Origin of the sequence: Enterococcus sp. DIV1368b (assembly GCF_050529595.1) — a bacterium.
Lineage (GTDB): Bacteria > Bacillota > Bacilli > Lactobacillales > Enterococcaceae > Enterococcus_B > Enterococcus_B mundtii.
The window spans coordinates 37,947-57,275 of the sequence record NZ_CP172883.1 but is presented as its reverse complement, the minus strand read 5'-3'; the positions used below and the strand labels follow the sequence as shown (position 1 = coordinate 57,275).

Below are 19,329 nucleotides of genomic sequence, written 5' to 3'. Positions count from 1 at the left end.
CATTGATTCTTCCCAAACTTTGACACTGATAACTGTCTCTTTTAGCAACTCCCCGCTGATTTCTTTATCAATAATAAAAAAAACATTACTTCTGTACGGATAGTCACTTTCTAAAATAATAGCTATATGCTCTTTATGTTTTTTCTAGCTCCGCTCGCACAGCTGTACATATGAAATCAGAACGCTCAGAGTAAAATCCACTTTAATAAATACATCGATTTGTTCAAATTCTCTTGATAAAAATTAACACTGATTTGCTCACTTTGCCTATTCTCTTATTCATTCTAAAGCCTTCGTTTTTCATGCACTTGGATTCTATTGGCATTTATTTAAGCCAAACAATAACAACTAAAAATCAGTATTGAAACAACAACTTCTCTTTTACTCACTCGTCCCCTTTAAACATTCTGCTAAGCATTAAACTTTGATTAATTCCTTTTTATCATTACCTTGTCCCACTCATAAACTGTCCGTTGAAATCGAAAAAACATTGTTATACCAAGGACTACCACATTAATGTGGTAATTAATTATCATTTACTACATAACAAAATTTCATTAAGATAGAATTAAGGAAGCGCTTCCGGAGGTGGGTTCGATGAGTTTAAGCAAAAGGGAAAAGTTGTTGCTACGTCTACTTTTAGACCAAGAAAAGTATCAACCAGCAGCATTTTTCCAAAAACAGTTGTATGTCTCTCCTAAGACAGTTTACAACGACTTAACAAGTTTGGAAGAAAAAATAAAAGAAACTGGTACCGTGATCACTAAGCTACCTCGCAAGGGTATTCGCTTAGAAGGTACTGAATCAGCGAAACAAAATGCACGTTCTTTGTTGGTATATGAGCAACTCATTCTTGATGAATACTCCCCAGAATACCGACGCTTGTTTATATTCGGGAACTATTTTTTTTCAGAAAAAGCCATGCGTTATCATGAGTTTGCTGAATACTTTTTTGTGAGCCAGCAATCGATCAAAAATGATGTAGATGACATCGTAAGATTTTGCCAATCGAAACAGATCACAGGAAAAGTAACGTCACATGGATTGCAATTGATCGCAGATGAGTCTGTTCAACAAAATGTTTTCAAATCATTCTTAGAACCATATATGGAAACTGAAGGAAGTCAACATACTTCTATTCCTTCGCTGTTTGATGAGCGAATTATTGACCTGACAGAACAGTTTATTTATGGGATGATCCAGCAAATTGGACGGCAAATTAATAACTATTTTGTAGAATCATTATCTTTATCCTTACAGATTTTTTTATCTAGGCTTCTTTTAGATCATCACATCGAAAAGCAAGAACAGCTAGTCTTTGATGAATTGAAACGAATGAAACTGTATATGATTGCCCGTTCATTTGCCGAAATGGTCAATGAATCCTTGTCTATTTCATTACAGGAGTCAGATATCCAATATATCTGTTCGCTTTTACTTGCTCATGGGATCGAACCTTATGTCCAAAGTACGGATAAGCCTGATTCAGTAATCACAGTTTCCACAAAACAAATCATTGATAAAATGTCGACTTTATTGAAAATTGATCTGACACAAGATGAACTGTTGTTACAAGCCTTGCTCTCACATATCGTACCCATGATCCATCGTCTGAAAACTGGTATGTTGATCAAGAACCCTTTGCTTAAAAGTATCAAAACACAATATTCGACGATGTTCACATTGACCAAGTATGCGATTAGCGAGTTAGAGAAAGAATTCCGCTGTTCTTTAACAGAGGATGAAGTCTCTTTTCTCACGATTCATTTCCAACTGGCTTTTGAAAAGCGAAAGATGACAAATCATATCCTCATCGTTTGTCGCTCTGGCCTTGCCACTTCAGAATTGATTTTCAATCGGATCAAGCAGACCATTTCGGCGAATACGGTTTTAGAAATCATTCAATCAAACAAACTCTCTCATACTTCTTTGGAAATGGTTGATCTAATCATTTCAACAATCCCTTTAGAAGAAGTAGAACCGCCTGTTATGTACGTGTCTGCTTTACCAACTACCGAGGAAATCACAAACATTTCAGCAAGAATTTCTAATTTGAATGAAAATGAAAAAAAATTCCATTCAAAAAAATATCAATCGCCCACTTTACTAAAAAAATATCTTGACCCAGATTTCATTTATATACAAAAGCCCTTTTCAACAAAAGAAGCGATCTTGTCTTTTTTAGCCGATGATTACTTGGAAAAAGACTTAGTTAGCCACGGTTTTAAACGCTCTTTATTTGATCGAGAAGAATTAGGTAGTACAGGACTAAAAACCGGGGTGGCCATCCCTCATGCTGATCCACATACAGTGAAAGAAACAAAATTGGCATTTGTCACACTTGCTTCACCAATTGCTTGGGGAGACACAAAGATCCAATTGATTGTTTTATTAGCAATCGCTGAAGAAAATATGACCGAAGCAAAAGAATTGATCGCTTCAATTTATGACTTGTTCAATTCGTCAGAAGAAATCCAGTGGATTGTAGCGAGTCAAACACCAGATGAACTTTATCACAGACTTATAAGAGGAGGGAATGAGCTTGTTTTTTGATCATCAACTTGCGTTATTGAATCAATCATTCGCAACGAAAGAAGAAGCGTTGCAAAAGCTATCAGAAGAACTACGAAAGAAACAATGTGTCACGGATGATTTCTATCAAAATATTATTCGACGTGAGGAAGTATTTCCGACAGGCTTAGCCATCAACGGTATAGGCGTTGCGATTCCACATACAGATAGCCAGTATGTCAATGAATCACAAGTGGCGTTCATGTCACTCAAAAAACCATTACCATTTATTGAAATGGGCACCAATGATAAAGAGATAGATGTTTCATTGTTGTTTATGCTTGCGTTGAAAGAACCTCATGAACAGTTGGAAATGTTACAACAATTGATTGAGATGTTCCAGAAACCTGGCGTTTTAGAGGAACTCTTAACACTCACTACAGAAACAGAATATCTAGCGATTATCAAAAAATATGGCTTACATTAAGGAGGAACATTTATGTTAGACGCATTACAGTGGTTTGTTGATTTAGGTTCGATTGTTGTCCTTCCTATCCTTATCTTTATTTTCGGGATCATTTTAGGAACAAAACCAGGAAAAGCATTTACTTCAGCGTTGACAGTTGGTGTTGGTTTTGTCGGATTGAATCTAGTAATTGACTTACTAGGAAACAGCTTGGGACCAGCGGCACAGCACATGGTTGAGCGTTTAGGGTTGAACTTGACCACGATCGATGTCGGTTGGCCAGCAGCCGCAGCGATTTCTTATGGAACGATTTTGGGGAGTCTCGCTATTCCAATCGGTGTGGTATTGAATATCGTACTGATTTTACTCGGCTTGACGAAAGTATTGAATGTTGATATCTGGAATATCTGGCATGCTGCATTTATTTCTTCACTTATTTTTGCTTTGACCGGTGATTTCGCTATGGGAATCGCTGCAACGGTGATTTATTTGATGATGATCCTTTTGATGGGCGATATTTTAGGTCCGATTATCAACAAATTTTATGGATTCCCGAATATTACGTTCCCTCATGGAACAGCAGCTCCAGGATTTGTCTTTGCATTACCAATGAACTGGATTTTTGACCGTATCCCAGGATTGAAAGATTGGAAAGCTGACCCAGAAACGATTCAAAAGAAATTCGGTGTTTTTGGTGATTCAACTGTAATGGGCTTTCTGATTGGTTTGGTGATGGGGATTTTAGCTGGCTATGATGTTGCAGGTACTGGTCAATTGGCGGTTCAAACAGGAGCAGTTATGGTGATCATGCCTAAAATGGTTGCTTTATTAATGGAAGGGCTTACTCCAATATCAGAAGCTGCCAATGAATTTGTCAAAAAACGTTTCCCAGGAAGAGAACTTTATATCGGAATGGATGCTGCGTTATCTGTAGGTCATCCAGCTGTTCTTTCTTCTTCCTTATTACTCGTGCCGATTACGATCTTATTAGCGGTTATCCTACCCGGCAATACAACTTTGCCTTTTGGTGACTTAGCAACGATTCCATTCTTGATCTGTTTGATGGCTGCAGTCTTTGCAGGAAACATTATTCGAACAGTAATCGCTGGAACACTCTATATGGTAAGTATTCTTTACATCACATCTTGGGTTGCCCCACTAGTCACAACAGCTGCTCGTTCGGCAAACTTTGATTTACAAGGAAACTCAACGATTACTGCGATGGCAGAAGGTGGTCTTTGGACCACTTGGATGTATGTCGGACTAACAAAAGTTTTAAGCTGGGGTGGTTTAGCGATCATCGGTGCAGTTGTTCTTTTCGGATTGATCTACGTCAACAAAATTTTACCAAAAAAACAAGCAGCTAAAACAGCTGAATAGGAGGAAACTAGAATGAAAAAATTATTGATTATGTGTGGTACAGGTGTTGCAACTTCTACCGTTGTAACGAACAAAGTAAAAGAATGGTTAAAAGAAAAAGGGCTAACGGAGCAAGTAAAGTTGTATCAATCAAAAGTAGCCGACGAAATGAATAAAATCGATGAATATGACATTGTTGTCAGTACGACAGTCGTGCCAGATTCAATCAAAGATCGTGTCATTATGGGTCTGCCTTTGTTGACAGGTATCGGTACCGAAGCGATGTATGCTGAAATCGAGAAGAAAATCAACGAATAAAGGAGAATCCACATGCTGGTTACCACAAAAGAATTATTTGAACAGGCAGATAAAAACAATTACGCGATCCCTGCTGCCAATTTCTTCGATTTAGATAGCGCAAGAACGTACGTAAAAACAGCTGAACGATTAAAGAAACCATTGATCTTGGCGTTTGCCCAGTCTCATATGAATATGATGTCGTTAGAAGAAGCCGCTTTGATTGGTAAATTCTTAGCAGAAAAAAGTACTTCACCTGTCGCCTTACATTTAGATCATGGTCAAGACGAAGCAATCATCAAGCAAGCAATCGCTCTAGGATTTACTTCGGTCATGATCGACGCATCAGAAGATTCATTCGAAGAGAACGTTCGCCGATCAAAAGCGATCGCTGATTATGCTCATCCTTTCGGTGTGGTTGTTGAGGCAGAAATCGGTCACGTCGGCGCTGGAGATAGCTTGGAATCAGAGGAAAGTGACTCCATCTATACAGAATTTAGTGAAGCTGTGAAATTTGCAGAAGCAACTGGCATAGACTCATTGGCAGTATCTATCGGTACCGCCCATGGTCACTATACAGGTACACCTAAAATCAATTTCGATGTTCTACAACAGCTGTATGAGGCATTAGCTATTCCTTTAGTGTTACACGGTGGTTCTTCTTCTGGGGATGAAAATCTTGAGAAATGTGCGCTGAACGGGATTCGTAAAATCAATATCTTTACCGACTTTATCACAGCATCAATGGATAAGATCCGTGAAAAGCAACCAGAAAATTACTTTGACTTGATCCATGATGCAAACGAAGCAATCGCTAAAACTCTAGAGCATTATTTTAATGTCTTCCACACAGCTTCTCATGAATAAAGGAGTGTAATTATGCAAAAAAGAACCTTACGTGCCCCATTCTTTGTTGTTAATCCGAAAGCTTATTTATATGGCGACCAGGCACTTGCCTTAGCCAAGGTAGCAGATGAACTATCTGCTACACACGATATTGACATTTTATTCACTGTCCAGCATGTCGATGCTGTCCGAATCAAAAACGAAACTTCTAATTTATTTATTACTGTCCAACATTTGGATGGTCTCCAAGTCGGTCGTGGCATGGGCTATCTCCTTCCTGAAGCAGTTGCTGAAGCTGGGGTTACTGCTACGTTTTTAAATCATGCGGAACATCCAATGACTGTCAATGAACTTACAAAAGCAGTAAAACGTGCAGATGAATTAGGCATCCTTACGATCGTTTGTGCAGATTCCATTGAAGAAGCACAAGCAGTGGCAACACTTCATCCTGATGTGATGGTCTGTGAACCGACGGAGTTGATTGGCACTGGTCAATCCAGTGATATTTCTTACATGAAAGCAACCAATGATGCGGTTCGCGCAATCAATCCAGACATCCAGCTCTTACAAGCAGCGGGGATTTCTACTGTTGAAGATGTAGAAAAAGCGTTATTATCCGGTGCAGATGGTACGGGTGGGACAAGTGGCATCGTAGCAGCTGACGATCCTGCTCAAACATTGACGGATATGATCCATAAAGTAGTGGAATTGAAAAAGGAGCTTAAATAGATGAAATTTGCAAAAGACCAATTAACTTTGACTTCAAATGGTAATCGTGTCTCTTATCACAATATTACTGAACAAGTAAAAGCAATCGTTGAGAAAAGTCAGATCACGAATGGTATTTGTCTCGTTCAATCTCCTCATACGACTTGCTCAGTGATTTTTGAAGAGTATATGCACGATACCGATTTTAATGGCGATGAATTTCTACAAGTAGACCTAAATCGTATTTTAGATAAAATCATTCCGAGAGAGCTATCTGAGAACACGAATTATCGTTATCCAGGACCGAAGCATTTAGAATTCCTGATGGGTCTGGATGATCCTAACTATCCAACCGATCCTGCAACGATTTTAAATGGCGATGCTCACATCCGCTCTTCCTTTTTCGGTGCAAGCGAAAGTTTTATTTTGAGCGAAGGAAAATTAGAGATTGGCTCTGTTGGCTATATTTACTTCGTAGACTTTGACCAAAACCGTGTACGAAACCGAACCTGTCACGTCATGGTGATGGGAGAGTAACTTCTCGCTTTCGATTTCCCATTCATTCGGAACCACCATTGATGGCTAAACAAAACAGACGAAACAGCACGCACATCCTACCTACTCCCATTGGTTGATGTGAAGGTGTCGTTTCGTCTTTTTTGTTGTCTGAAATCAAATGGTTCTTCTAGTGGTCAACGAGAATGGAACACCCCAGCGGATGATCGTTTGCTCCTTGAACTTTTCGATTTCTAAACACCACTTGGACGTTTGATAACCCTTCTGTCTTGATTTGATAGCTCTCATCTTCGGGTATGACAGTGATCGTACCAACTGCAAGCCCCTGTTGATCTACCACTTGTTGCGTCACTTTTTCAGTCAGTTCAAAAACGTGCACAGTCAAGTCTTTCGTGTAGTCGTATGCAGCGGTCGTATCCACGGAACCTTCGATTATCAATGAATTAGGACGGACCATGAGGGGTAAGTGGAAGTAATCATAGGTCTGTGTGTACCATTGTTGTCCTTCATATACATGATTATCTAAATAATTCGTCCAACGTCCCTCTGGTAAATAAAAAGTGACCTTTCCCTGCCCATTGAAAATCGGTGCAATCAACAGCCGTTCACCGAACATATACTGTTTATCGATCGTATGCGTCGTATAGTCTTCTGGAAATTCCAGCATCACTGGACGCATCATCGGGATACCTGTTTGCGCTGTTTCTACCACTTGCTCATAGATATAAGGCATCAAGCGATTTTTTAATTTTGAAAATCGTTGGCTGACCAATACCGCTTCTTCCCCAAAGTTCCACGGTACTCGGTATTCAATATTACCATGGTAGCGACTATGAGTAGATAATAATCCGAATTGTGTCCAACGTTTATAAATATCCGCTGTCGCATTCTCTTCAAATCCACCAATGTCATGGCTCCAGAAGCCAAAGCCGGATAACACAAATGAGAGTCCACCCCGCAGTGATTCCGCCATGGACGGGTATTCCGATAAGTTGTCCCCACCCCAATGAACTGGGAATTTTTGTGAACCAACCGAAGCAGAACGAGCAAATACGACCGCTTCATCTGGGCGTAATTCTGCTAATAATTCAAAGACGACTTCGCTATAAAGATACGCATAATAGTTGTGCATTTTTTGCGGGTCAGAACCATCGTGGTAATTCACATCCGTAGGTATACGTTCACCAAAATCCGTCTTGAAGGAATCGACGCCAATTTCTATGAGTTCTTTCAGCCTTTCTTTGTACCAATGACGCGCTTCTGGATTTGTAAAGTCAATGATTCCTTGACCCGCTTGCCAAAGATCCCACTGCCAAACTTCGCCATGTTTATCTTTGATGAAATAGCCTTTCTCTTTACACTCTTGAAAGGCCGCCGCTTTTTGTCCGATATACGGGTTGATCCATACGCAGACCTTCAAGCCCTTCTGATGGATTTTTTCAATCAGTTGTTGCGGATCTGGAAACAGCTCGCGATTCCATTCAAAACCGCACCACTCGAATTCTTTCATCCAAAAACAATCAAAATGAAAGACATCAAACGGAATCTCTCGTGTCTGCATTTCTTCAATAAATCCCATGACTGTTTCTTCACGATAGTCCGTCGTAAAGGAAGTTGATAACCACAAACCAAACGACCATGCAGGTGGCAATGCGGGTTTGCCCGTTAAATCAGTGTATTTTCTTAAGATCGTTTTCATATCGGGTCCATAGATGATATAGTATTCCAATCGTTCACCTACTACACTGAATTGTGTGCGTGAAACATTCTCCGAACCAACTTCAAATGAGACATTTTCAGGATGATTGACAAAGACACCATACCCTTGGTTCGTTAAATAAAATGGGATATTTTTATACGCTTGTTCACTACCAGTACCGCCATCTTGATTCCAACAATCAATGATTTGCCCATTTTTGATGAACGGGGTGAATCGTTCACCTAAGCCATAGACATATTCATACGGATCTAATGATAACTGTTCTCGCATGTAATGGATACCGTCACTACTTTGAATAGTGGCTTGTGCTTTTGGCAAAGAAGAAGTCAAACATTTCCCTTCCGCGAGAAAATCAATTTGGAATGCGGCGTTTTTCGGCACTCGTGCGACTAATTGTCCTGATTGAAACGTATAAAATTCTACATTTTCTGTATCGATCATGACAGAAGATGACTGTCTGTTTAGTTGAAAATGAGGGCCGATTTGTGCTTTGTCATGATGCACCAGTTGTACTTTGATAATATCTTCTCTTGGTGATTCAAAAGACAAGGTCGTCATCCCTAGGTTCAAGGTATCCCCTCTTGTCTGGATCGGTTTATAAGGCAAGAAAAGAGTTAACTTATCCTCCTTCACTTGAGCTTCATAGACATGGTTCGGGTGTTCAAGATGAAACCCTTCTTTTGCCAACCAATAGCCGTTTGTAAACTTCATTTATTTTCCTCCTACTTCACTGCGCCATCTGAAATGCCTTTTACGACATGTTTTTGCAAGACAACAAATAAAATAATAATCGGTAAGACGACGATCACTAGCGCAGCCAGTGCCAAGTGCCACTGCTTATTGAATTCGCCGAAGAAATAAAACATCTGTAAAGGAATTGTATACATCCCTGCTTTGTTGATGCTTAATGAAGGCAACAGATAATCATTCCAAAACCATAAGGCATTCAACACGATGACTGTCACTGTCGTAGGCTTCAGCAAAGGAAAAATGACTTGCCAATAGATTTGGAAGGTATTTGCCCCATCGATCAATGCCGCTTCATCTAATGATTTCGGAATCCCTCGTAAAGCACCGTAATATAAAAAGGTCGACATACTTGTCGCTAATCCTAGATACATCACCATCAAACCTGGCTGATTCAGCATACTGACTTGCCCAAAAAGTGAAATCAAGGGAATCATGATTCCCTGAAAAGGAATCAATAAGCCAATTGCGACAATAAAATAAAGAAATGAACTTAAGCGACTCGTATTTCTCGATAACGCATAGGCCGCCATGGAAGAAACAAACACAATCAATACTAAAGATCCGATCGTTATCAGTAACGAATTAGCTGCACTTTTGAAAAAATCCAATCGCTCGAACGACTCGATATAGTTATCAAGTGTTAGCCCAGTTGGTAAAGTGAGTGTGTTCTGGAATATCTCTGCTTTGGTTTTGAATGAATTGATCACCACTAAGAAAAACGGATAAAACCACAGACTTGCAAGCACCAATCCACTAAAAATCAGTAGAGACTTCTTAACCTGTCGTGGATGTTTCACTTTTGATTGCTTCATGCGCTGACCTCCTTTTTCCGTGTCAGTGAGATTTGAACCACTGAGATGATCACAATAATGACAAGAAAAATCACCGCTTTCGCCTGTGCATACCCCATCTTTCGCATCCCAAATGCTTCATTGTAGATATTCATCGCCACCATTTGCGTGGAATTGAACGGACCACCTTGTGTCAGTGCTAAGTTTTGATCATAGATTTTAAATGCGTTGGACAACGTCAAGAACAAAGTGACGGTGAAAGCTGGCATCAACATGGGTAATTTGATACGGAAAAAGACTTGCAAAGGATTCGCCCCATCCATATCTGCCGCTTCCAAAATCTCTTCTGGAATATTGTTGAGAAATGAGATATAGATCAGCATCATATAGCCACTCATTTGCCAAACAAATAAAATAATGAGCCCCCAAAACCCCGTTTCTGGCGTGTTCAGCCAACCGGCAAAAAAATCGATACCCGTCATAGTTGCTAGACTTTCAAATGCTTTATTGAAAATAAACTGCCAAATAAATCCTAGGATGATCCCTCCAATCAAATTTGGCATGAAAAAGATCGTACGGAAAAAAGTCGTCCATCTACCTAATTTTTGTGTCACGAACATCGCTAGACCTAAAGCCACGATGTTGATCAAAATCACACTGAAAAATGAGAATTTTGCGGTAAACAGTAAACTGTCGATAAATCCTTGATCATTCAATGCCCGAAGATAGTTTTCAAATCCAACGAATTCACCTACTGTATTGCCATTCCAGTTTGTCAGTGAATAATAACTACCTGTCAGTAATGGAATGAACAAAACGATCGCTAACGCCAATAACGCTGGTGCAAGTAATAACCAAAAAGCTTTTGTGCGATTTGTTAACATGAGAACCCTCCTTGTATCTCACTAGATAAAAACCAACCGTTCACCGCTTACTTCCTTTCTTGTGCCCAATTGGTTTGCAAGGTATCAATAAATTCCTCCCAAGAGATTCGATCGGCTGCATACGCTTGGATCTGGACACCAAATATATTTTGTCCAAACCCATCTGGATAGGAATTATGGACCCATGGAACGGTTTTACCTTCGCTTAAATACGTATAGATTTCCTTAGATAACGGATCATTGATCGCTTCGCTCGAAAAGTTGGTATACGCCGGAATGAATTGAAACTCATCGATGATTGCTGTCATCGCCTGATCATCCGTATACATCCACGTTAAAAATTCGATCGACGCATCAATGACTTCTTGGTCTTTGTCTTTATTGACCCCCCAATACCAAGCTGGCCCCGCCACGATGTTGCTTTCTCCCGATGCTTCGATCTGCATAGGAAGAATCCCTAGTTTTTCTTTCGTGAACGTCTCATCTAAGCTATCCAATGTCGGTACGATCCAATTTCCTTGATGGATGATAGCCACCTTTTCACTGGCAAATAATTCTTCAACAGATGTACTGTAATCCATTGCCTCCATTGGTTGTGCATTGTACTTAATGACCAAGTCGGTGTAGTTTTTCATTTGCTCGGCATAATCTACGCTTAATTCCGGTGCCTCATAGGTCATTTCTAAGCTGTTATCAAACTCCGGAGCAAGAAAATTTGAACTATATTGACTGGATACCCACGTTTCTGCCCCGCTAAAACCAAATACGCCTTGTAGCCCAAGTTCATCTTTTTTACTATCCAATAATTGAACGGCTTCTTCAAATGCCTCAAATGAGTTGATCGATCCACTATCGATGCCAGCTTGTTTAAAAATCTTCTGGTTGATCAACCAGCCATATCCCTCGATATTCATCGGCACCCCATAGACCGTATCGTCGAGTGTAGCCCCCTCTAATGTTCCCTCAATTGCTTGTTTAGCTAACGTCGTTTCCCCAAGATCATAGAGTTTATGTTGCCAAATCTGCGTATCTGCTAATCCACCCAACATAAAGATATCTGGTTCATCCCCTGAGGAAAACTTTGATTGCAACGCTGCTGTCGCATCGGTTCCCCCGCCAACCGTCGTCAAGTTGATCTTGATCTGCGGATGGTCTTTTTCAAAATCCTCTACCAAAGCATCCATTTGCTCGGCTGTTTCTGTCTTGATATTGAAAATCTCTAATGTTACACTACCATCATCTGAAGACCCGCTTTGTGCCGTACCGCAACCAGTAATTCCTAACACCATAACAAAAGCAAGTAGCAAAAATCTTCGTTGTTTCTTCATCACCATTCCTCCTCTTATTCACAAATTGATTATATTGATATTTACAACGGTATGTAATCGCTATCTTAATCGAAATACCTTGTAATATTGATCAAAATGGAGGAAATGTGATGTTTAGACCAAACGATATTTTTACCCCCAATCCCAGTCAACAAGATATTGATACGACACTAAAGGAAATGACCGAACATGGGGATAGTTTATTTCCAATTGCCGTTCACTATACGAATCACCCCGCCCATCAGGAAAATATGATCCACCCCCATTGGCATCGAGAACTAGAGATTCTTTATGTCTATCAAGGACTCATGGAAGTCAAAATAGAAGGAGTATCTTACGTTGTTCACGAAGGAGAGGTCATGTTTATTCCTGCGAATCAATTACATGAAGCACTCAATCATCAAATGAATGCCTGTGCTTTCTTTGCCATCGTGTTTGATGCTTCATTCATTGAAAGTCGCGTTTCCGATCATATCCAGCAAACTTACCTTGATCCATTGCTCCATTCACCAGAACAAGTAGCGATCCATTTTACAAATGATTGCTCAAGTATTGCGGAGATCCAACAACTGGTGATCACGATCATTGATACATTTGCCTTGAAAGAATCTCGCTTTGAACTGACGATCAAAGCACAATTGTTCTTACTGATCAAACATTTTTCGCGCTGTAGTACTCAGGTAAATCCTGCAAAATTAGTTGCTAGTAAAAACAAACTCAACACGTATCGCTGTAAAAAAATCATTCTATATCTTGAAGAAAATTACCAAAACACGATCACTCTTGAAGCAATCAGTCGTCATATTGGCTATAGCAAAGAGCATTTCTGTCGTTTTTTTAAAAAACATTTTCGTATGACTTTTTTCACGTATTTAAATCAAATGCGCATCAAAAAAGCAGAGTACCTGTTACTGCATACAGATTTGAAAATCATCGATATTGCCTTGGAAGCCGGTTTTGAAGACCCTAATTACTTCACTAGCCTGTTTAAACGCGAAACGCAAATGACTCCGACAGGTTATCGGAAAAAAATGTGCGATTTCACCAATATATGAGTCTATCTCTTGATTGTTACCAGCAGCTTTTTCACCTCATACAGTAACGATAGTGGAAAAGACTAGGACAACTCTCATAGATAGTTACTGAATATAAAGAAATATCGACTTAAAACTTGGAGAAAGTTTTTTAGTCGATATTTCTTTTATAGATAATCTAGGATAATACTTATTTATTTCTCTTCATTTACCAGATGTGAGCATCCTAGTTTATTCTTTACTTTAAATTATTGATGTTATAATAATATGTATTCAAACTATATCTATCACTTAGGAGTTAACAAGTATATGAAAAACAAGTTTTTTTTAGCAATGATTAGTTTATTTTTTTTGTTTACGTTAACAAGCTGCAAATCAACAAGTACCACAAATACAAACTCTTCGGTAATCGCTAGTACAGTAACTACAGCAGATAAATCATCCGCAACACCCTCTGATCACTCAGATTCAGAGAGCGAATCAACAAACGATACGACAACACTTCATGGATTAAACGATCCGGCCACAATCTACTTAAATGGAGAACCTGCAGTTACTATCGAAATTATCAAAGCCAGTGCCCAACCAGATGACGTTATTCGGGAACAAGCCTACTTAGTTCCAAAATCAGACACTATCATTAGACTTGACATTCGCATGACAAACCATTCAATTAATGGTTTTAACGATGGTTCACAATTTTATAGAAACTTTGATTTAGTTACAGAAGACGGAATTAATGTTTATCCTACGTTACAACACCAAACCAGCGGTCAGCCAGAAACAGCCCCTTTAAAATTGGGAAGCACAGGTGTGGTACAAGCTTACTTCTTATTAGACGGTGATATGAAGAATACTAATGTTGATGAAATTAACATTGAATATTATTACGTGCGTGATTTAGTCAACCAAAATAGCCAAGATTTTCGTTCGATAAAATTTAAACTTCCAGTTACACATTGACATTATGAATAAAATCTCACTTAAGCTAACAAACAATAAATAAGTACCTTGTTCCTTAACATGGTACTTATTTATTGTTTATATATCAGTAAAGTTAATATAGGCTATTTTTTGCTTAGTTGAATATGTTCATCGCACTAATCAAGATCTGGATATCTTCTGTATTTCCCGTAGGTATATTTATTCTCTGCGCATTATCGAGTATTTTCTGTTCTTCCTGCTTCATAGTAACTGGATCATCTGACTGTTGAAAGTGACTTGGTACAGGATAATACATTATTGAACCATCATGGTTACTAGAATAAACAACTAAACCTTGATACCCATATTTTCCGGTTAAGGTTACTGTCTCTTGAGGATAAACTATGCTATTTTCGTCATAAGGATTGATTTTTGTACCCGCTGGAGAATGGTTAACATTTAATGTAAACCCTGCATTACCTAAATCATTTTTATAAGCTGTACCATTAGTAGTTAACCAGACGCGTGCATATTCAATTTGTTCGTCTGAGTAAACACTTAACGGATCATTTATGGATTCCGAGGGTACTGTTGAGGATGTTGCTGAATCCTCTGGAAAAGTTGTTGAATGTTCGCTTTCAGTTATTTCACTCTCTGAGACAGTAGACTCTATTGTCTTGCTTTCTGAAAGAGTAGAAGTTGTTTCTTCTGATTTTTGAACAGTTGATTGCTGTGAATGATTCTCACTTGTATTAGATGAAGATTCTTTTTTATTACTACTTTCAATTATTTGACCATTGGAGGATTGAACGGTTTCATTATTTTTTGAGCCACATCCTGTGAGAAGAATTATTAATAAGATACTGATTGGTACTATTTTTTTCATATTGAACACCTCTATTTAATTTATCAGTATTATTATAACGCATATTATTAATAACTTTTCAGTTTAACTAATCGAAGAAATTTTCATGTACACTTAACTATTTTGAAATGAAATAAAACTACTTGATTTACTTAACCCAAATAGCCAAGATTTTAATTCAATAAAATTTAAACTTCCAGTTACGCATTAGTCTTCGATTGACCCCCTTATCTTTTATTTTGGTTTGCGTCATTGATTGATTTTCCGACAAAATAATGACAGTAAATCCCTTGGATACTTTTTATAAGTTACCTATATCATTACAATTGTTCACATTTCCCGAGAAATAAGGCGACAACTACAAAGATTTTGTAGTTGCCGCCTATTGTTTGGAGGATACCTCCTATTGTTTCAGCTTCTGATCGATTTATTCTACTTCATACGTTGCTAATACTTGCAACACATTCGATGAACCACCAGGTGTTCCACTGCTTAATTCAACTGAGATTACATCGCCAGATTTATAATCAATTGTTTTACTAACTTTTACGCTGTCCTCTGCTCTTTCACGAACTGATCCATAATAAACTTTACCTTTATAGATTTCTGCGACATAGGCACCATTTTTACGAATGAACATTCGGTTGTTCCCTTCGAAACTTGCACGATCAAAATCAACGTCTAATCTGTTTCCTGTTAATTGAATATTCTTCACCGCATGTTCTAATAAAGAAGTGTCCACTGCTAAATCTTCTTCTAATGTGATCGATTCTAACAAGCGCTTGCCTGTTGAGCTGTGACCAGGTGAATTTGGTGCGGTATAGACTTCGATTACTTGTCCTTTGACACCGGAAATGCTACGACGTACTTGAGTACCTTCATCGGTTTTGCTTGTAAATGAATAGTAAGCTTTACCTTTATAGGTTTCAAAATGATAACGACCATCAACATAGACCATCAATCGTTCTGAACTGTTGAAACGTTCTGCATCTAGATTTAAATACGCATAAGCTTCACGATCTTGTGTTCCTACAGTCAATAAACTCGTTTCTGTTTTTTCTGGTTCTACTTGAATATTGTCAAATTTCGCCCAACCATTTCCTGTCGAAGAAAAACGAATGATGTATGTATTCTCTGTATCAGGGGTAGTAAATGTAAATTCTCTACGTGTCCAGTTTTCATTGTTGTGTGATGTTTCTTCTAACGAAATAAAACCTTCATCATGATTCATCGTACCAAATTCAACTTTTGCTGGAAAATCAGCGCTACCTGCTACATCATAGCCGAATGTATAGGTCGTGTTTGGTTTCAGTGCCAAATATTGATGAATGTTTTCTCCATAAGTAGCAACTGCATATTTATTCCCGCTTAACTCTTCGATTGTTGGATTCTGTGTACCTGGACTAGACACGATCCAATGGTTCAAACCATCATTGAAGTCACCGTTTTTGATCGTCAACTGTTCTTCTACCTGATTACTGACATTCGCCGAATCACCTGTTGATTGACTTGCCGCAGATGTCACGACTGGTCCTCCTAACGTAAGAAGTAACATGCTTGTTGCTGCAATTTTTTTCAAGTTGTTTTTTTTCATCTCAAGCTCCTTATTTATTTTTTTAGCGGATAATTCGTTATACAGCGAACCATAAAACATAATCTATCTCGCTCTCTAAAAAGAATAACTGATAAATATCTCAACAAGAAAACACTTTTTTCCGGAAAAATATTTTTATGGAAACATAACACTGAACAAAAATATGTAATGGATAATAATTGTAAAAAAATCAATAGTACAATAGATTTATCGAATGATTTCAATTATTCTTTTTCTTGGATAAAATAAAAAAATACAGCACAAAGCTGTATTTTTTTGAATTTTATTTTAGAAATCATTCAAGAAGGTCATCTAGCAGAACATAACGCATGAAGGTGTCACTCATAATATTATTTGTTATGGTTAGTACGTTGTTTAAAATGCTGGGATATTTGAGCCTTTTGAATTATTTTTGATGTAGTCAGCGACTTCTGGTGTAGTCATCGCTTCTTTCAACACCTTGATTTTCTCGCTATCTTTTTCTTCCTCTCGAGTAACTAATTGCAACGCATAATGTTTGCTTGCTGCTTCGTCTTCGAGTAACAAGGCATCTTCTGTCGTCAAGTTTGCTGGTTCCAAATATGCTGGATAACAAAAGACCATCGCAATGTCACTTTCATCATAAGCTTTTACTAGATTCAAAAGATCAATACTTTCAAAGGTAAGATTTTTAGGATTCTCTACAATATCTGCGACTGTACCATCAAAACCGATTCCGTCTTTCAATTGAATGATCCCATTCTCATTCAAAATCGCTAACGCACGACCTTCATTTGTTGGATCACTAGGAATGCCCACTTTAGCGTTTTCTGGCAAATCATTGACATCATCATATTCTTTTGAATAAAATCCGCCAGCAAAATAATAGATTGGTTGGACAGCTACTAAATCAGCGTCTTTTTCTTGATTGAATCGTTCCATAAAGGGTTCGTGTTGCGCAAAGTTTGCATCTGCTTCCTTATGTTGGACGGCATCATTATAAGCAACATTATCACTGACTTCCATGATATTGATCGTGTAGCCTGATTTTTCTACTTCTTTTTTAGCAATTTCTAGAATATCTTTTGAGGATTCCAATTGAACCGCTACAGTGATTTCTTTTTTACTTTCTGCGGTTTCATTACTTCCACCACAGGCTGCTAAGACTAGAACACCAACTAAAGCAAATGCAAATAAATAAAACTTTTTCATAACTTTTCTCCTACTTTCGTTTATCTAATGATTGTGCGACAAAGTTTCCAAACATTTGTAAAACAAAGACCAAAGCGATCATGATCACAATAGCAACATACATGACTCCATACTCATACCGTTGATAGCCGACACGGACAGCAAAATCACCGATCCCGCCACCACCTACGACACCCATGACGGTGGAATAAGAGATCATACTAACTGTTGTCGTAGTATAAGCCAACACTAAGCCACTTCGCGCTTCAACAAATAAGAAGTGCCAGATGTATTGAAATCTGGAAGCACCTAATGAATTCGATAAGGCATAGATTTCTTCAGGGACATCTAACAACACTTGCTCCACTAAACGAGCAAAAATCGCGACTGCCACAATACTAAGTGGTATGGATGAAGGAACAGGTCCAAAGGCCCTTCCTAAAATCGATCGCGTCACTGGGATCAACGCGATCACTAATAAAAGATATGGAAACGAGCGAACGACTGTCACAATGAAGTTGAGCAACCAGTATAACCAAGGGTGTGTCCCTCTAACCTTGGGATTCGTCAAATATAGACCTAATCCTACTGGCAACCCTCCCAACACACAAACGAACATGGAAATCGCCATCATGATGCCCGTTTCTTTCAAACTATTGATTAGAGACGGCCAATATTCAATCAATGCTGTGGGCAAGTTCATCAGTCAAACTCCTTTTTATTTTTTCAAAATAAGTTAGTTCCTCTTCCGCGTACTGTTTTGGGTCATTCGTCAATTCACCGATCAGATGCCCATTTTCCATGACTAAGATCCTTTTACATAAGCGTTTGACGGTTTCCAGTTCATGACTAACAAAAAAAATAGTCGGTTGAAACTCGGCATGTGTTTTATGTAATAAACGAACCACACTTTCTGTATTTTCTTCGTCTAAAGAACTCGTTGCTTCATCACAAAGTAACAAATGTGGATCCCTACTTAACGCTCTTGCAATAGAAACCCGTTGTCTTTCCCCTCCAGAAAGTTTGACTGGATAGCTTTCTGCTTTATGACTCATGCCAACAAAATCGAGTAGATCATTGATTTTTTTAGGCTCTTTCTTCCTTTGTAACTTTAAAGGTAATGCAATATTTTCGTAAACACGTAAATTTTCAAGTAGGTTATGATGTTGAAAAATCATACCTATTTTCTGTTGTTGCTGTCGGCGCTCTTTTTTTGATAATGACTGAACATCTACACCATTTAGTTTGATCGTACCTTCAGTAGGCGTTTCCATCAAATTCAATAAACGTAACAAGGTCGATTTCCCAGAACCACTTTTCCCAACGATCCCGATCACTTCCCCTTGTTTCACCGTAAAACTAATCTTATGCAACGACTTGGTCTTTTCATACTGCTTCGACACATTTACTAGCTCGATCACATTTTTCCTCCAGTCTATAAATGCAATTAAAAGATTAACACAAAGAAAAAAACTGTATTAATTTTATTGTTAACCAAAGATTTATCTGAATTTTTTAAAGAGTAAATAAAGTACAAAAACTTCTATTTTTATAATCTATTAAAAG

Annotated in this window: 18 protein-coding genes; 9 read left to right on the top strand and 9 right to left on the bottom strand. The window is 38.4% G+C overall.

Annotated elements, in window-relative coordinates; all coding sequences use genetic code 11:
* Positions 1–597: 597 nt before the first annotated feature.
* Genes IGJ19_RS00255 through IGJ19_RS00225 form a run of 7 tightly spaced genes read left to right on the top strand, consistent with a single transcriptional unit; the run spans position 598 to position 6,724 of the window.
* Positions 598–2,553: a BglG family transcription antiterminator gene (locus IGJ19_RS00255; RefSeq protein ID WP_430604276.1), complete on the top strand. Its 1,956-nt coding sequence runs from the start codon at positions 598–600 to the stop codon at positions 2,551–2,553.
* Complete coding sequence (locus IGJ19_RS00250) at positions 2,543–2,998, top strand: PTS sugar transporter subunit IIA (protein ID WP_071867753.1); 456 nt, start codon at positions 2,543–2,545, stop codon at positions 2,996–2,998. The genes IGJ19_RS00255 and IGJ19_RS00250 overlap by 11 nt, the downstream gene beginning before the upstream one ends.
* A 12-nt stretch (positions 2,999–3,010) precedes the next feature.
* On the top strand, positions 3,011–4,357 hold the full coding sequence (locus IGJ19_RS00245; RefSeq protein ID WP_071867754.1) for a PTS galactitol transporter subunit IIC: 1,347 nt from the start codon (positions 3,011–3,013) through the stop codon (positions 4,355–4,357).
* Between the two features lie 12 nt (positions 4,358–4,369).
* Positions 4,370–4,654 (top strand): PTS sugar transporter subunit IIB, encoded by a 285-nt coding sequence (locus IGJ19_RS00240; RefSeq protein ID WP_019722790.1) that lies wholly within the window; start codon positions 4,370–4,372, stop codon positions 4,652–4,654.
* Between the two features lie 12 nt (positions 4,655–4,666).
* Entirely contained in the window at positions 4,667–5,500 is an 834-nt protein-coding gene (locus IGJ19_RS00235; protein WP_430604275.1) for a class II fructose-bisphosphate aldolase, read from the top strand.
* Between the two features lie 12 nt (positions 5,501–5,512).
* The gene (locus tag IGJ19_RS00230; RefSeq protein WP_430604274.1) at positions 5,513–6,208 is read left to right on the top strand and encodes a triose-phosphate isomerase; all 696 of its coding nucleotides are present in this window, start codon (positions 5,513–5,515) and stop codon (positions 6,206–6,208) included.
* The gene (locus IGJ19_RS00225) at positions 6,209–6,724 is read left to right on the top strand and encodes a YjbQ family protein (RefSeq protein ID WP_019722787.1); all 516 of its coding nucleotides are present in this window, start codon (positions 6,209–6,211) and stop codon (positions 6,722–6,724) included.
* A gap of 148 nt (positions 6,725–6,872) precedes the next feature.
* On the opposite strand, the gene yicI is transcribed toward IGJ19_RS00225, so the two are convergent.
* From yicI to IGJ19_RS00205, 4 genes are read right to left on the bottom strand one after another with little or no spacing between them, the layout of a single operon-like run.
* A complete protein-coding gene (yicI, locus tag IGJ19_RS00220; protein ID WP_430604273.1) occupies positions 6,873–9,134 on the bottom strand; it encodes an alpha-xylosidase in 2,262 nt (753 codons plus the stop codon).
* Positions 9,135–9,145: 11 nt separating this feature from the next.
* On the bottom strand, positions 9,146–9,985 hold the full coding sequence (locus IGJ19_RS00215; RefSeq protein ID WP_142433319.1) for a carbohydrate ABC transporter permease: 840 nt from the start codon (positions 9,983–9,985) through the stop codon (positions 9,146–9,148).
* A complete protein-coding gene (locus IGJ19_RS00210; protein ID WP_074801054.1) occupies positions 9,982–10,848 on the bottom strand; it encodes a carbohydrate ABC transporter permease in 867 nt (288 codons plus the stop codon). The genes IGJ19_RS00215 and IGJ19_RS00210 overlap by 4 nt, the downstream gene beginning before the upstream one ends.
* 47 nt (positions 10,849–10,895) lie before the next feature.
* On the bottom strand, positions 10,896–12,176 hold the full coding sequence (locus IGJ19_RS00205; protein WP_430604272.1) for an ABC transporter substrate-binding protein: 1,281 nt from the start codon (positions 12,174–12,176) through the stop codon (positions 10,896–10,898).
* 110 nt (positions 12,177–12,286) lie between these two features.
* Here IGJ19_RS00205 and IGJ19_RS00200 point away from each other — a divergent pair, with 110 nt between their 5' ends.
* Both IGJ19_RS00200 and IGJ19_RS00195 read left to right on the top strand, forming a co-directional pair.
* On the top strand, positions 12,287–13,231 hold the full coding sequence (locus IGJ19_RS00200; RefSeq protein ID WP_430604271.1) for an AraC family transcriptional regulator: 945 nt from the start codon (positions 12,287–12,289) through the stop codon (positions 13,229–13,231).
* A gap of 288 nt (positions 13,232–13,519) precedes the next feature.
* Entirely contained in the window at positions 13,520–14,173 is a 654-nt protein-coding gene (locus IGJ19_RS00195) for a hypothetical protein (RefSeq protein ID WP_430604270.1), read from the top strand.
* A 115-nt stretch (positions 14,174–14,288) separates the two neighbouring features.
* Here the strand turns inward: IGJ19_RS00195 and IGJ19_RS00190 are convergent, their stop codons facing one another.
* The 5 genes from IGJ19_RS00190 to IGJ19_RS00170 form a co-directional block, all read right to left on the bottom strand.
* Entirely contained in the window at positions 14,289–15,020 is a 732-nt protein-coding gene (locus IGJ19_RS00190; RefSeq protein WP_074801068.1) for a hypothetical protein, read from the bottom strand.
* A gap of 406 nt (positions 15,021–15,426) precedes the next feature.
* Positions 15,427–16,593, bottom strand: coding sequence for a carbohydrate binding domain-containing protein (locus IGJ19_RS00185; protein ID WP_430604269.1), 1,167 nt, complete (start codon positions 16,591–16,593; stop codon positions 15,427–15,429).
* A gap of 375 nt (positions 16,594–16,968) precedes the next feature.
* Positions 16,969–17,784 (bottom strand): MetQ/NlpA family ABC transporter substrate-binding protein, encoded by an 816-nt coding sequence (locus IGJ19_RS00180; protein WP_430604268.1) that lies wholly within the window; start codon positions 17,782–17,784, stop codon positions 16,969–16,971.
* A gap of 10 nt (positions 17,785–17,794) precedes the next feature.
* Positions 17,795–18,466: a methionine ABC transporter permease gene (locus IGJ19_RS00175; protein ID WP_065096719.1), complete on the bottom strand. Its 672-nt coding sequence runs from the start codon at positions 18,464–18,466 to the stop codon at positions 17,795–17,797.
* Positions 18,441–19,184: an ATP-binding cassette domain-containing protein gene (locus IGJ19_RS00170; RefSeq protein ID WP_430604267.1), complete on the bottom strand. Its 744-nt coding sequence runs from the start codon at positions 19,182–19,184 to the stop codon at positions 18,441–18,443. Before IGJ19_RS00170 ends, IGJ19_RS00175 begins: the two co-directional genes overlap by 26 nt.
* Between the last annotated feature and the right edge of the window lie 145 nt (positions 19,185–19,329).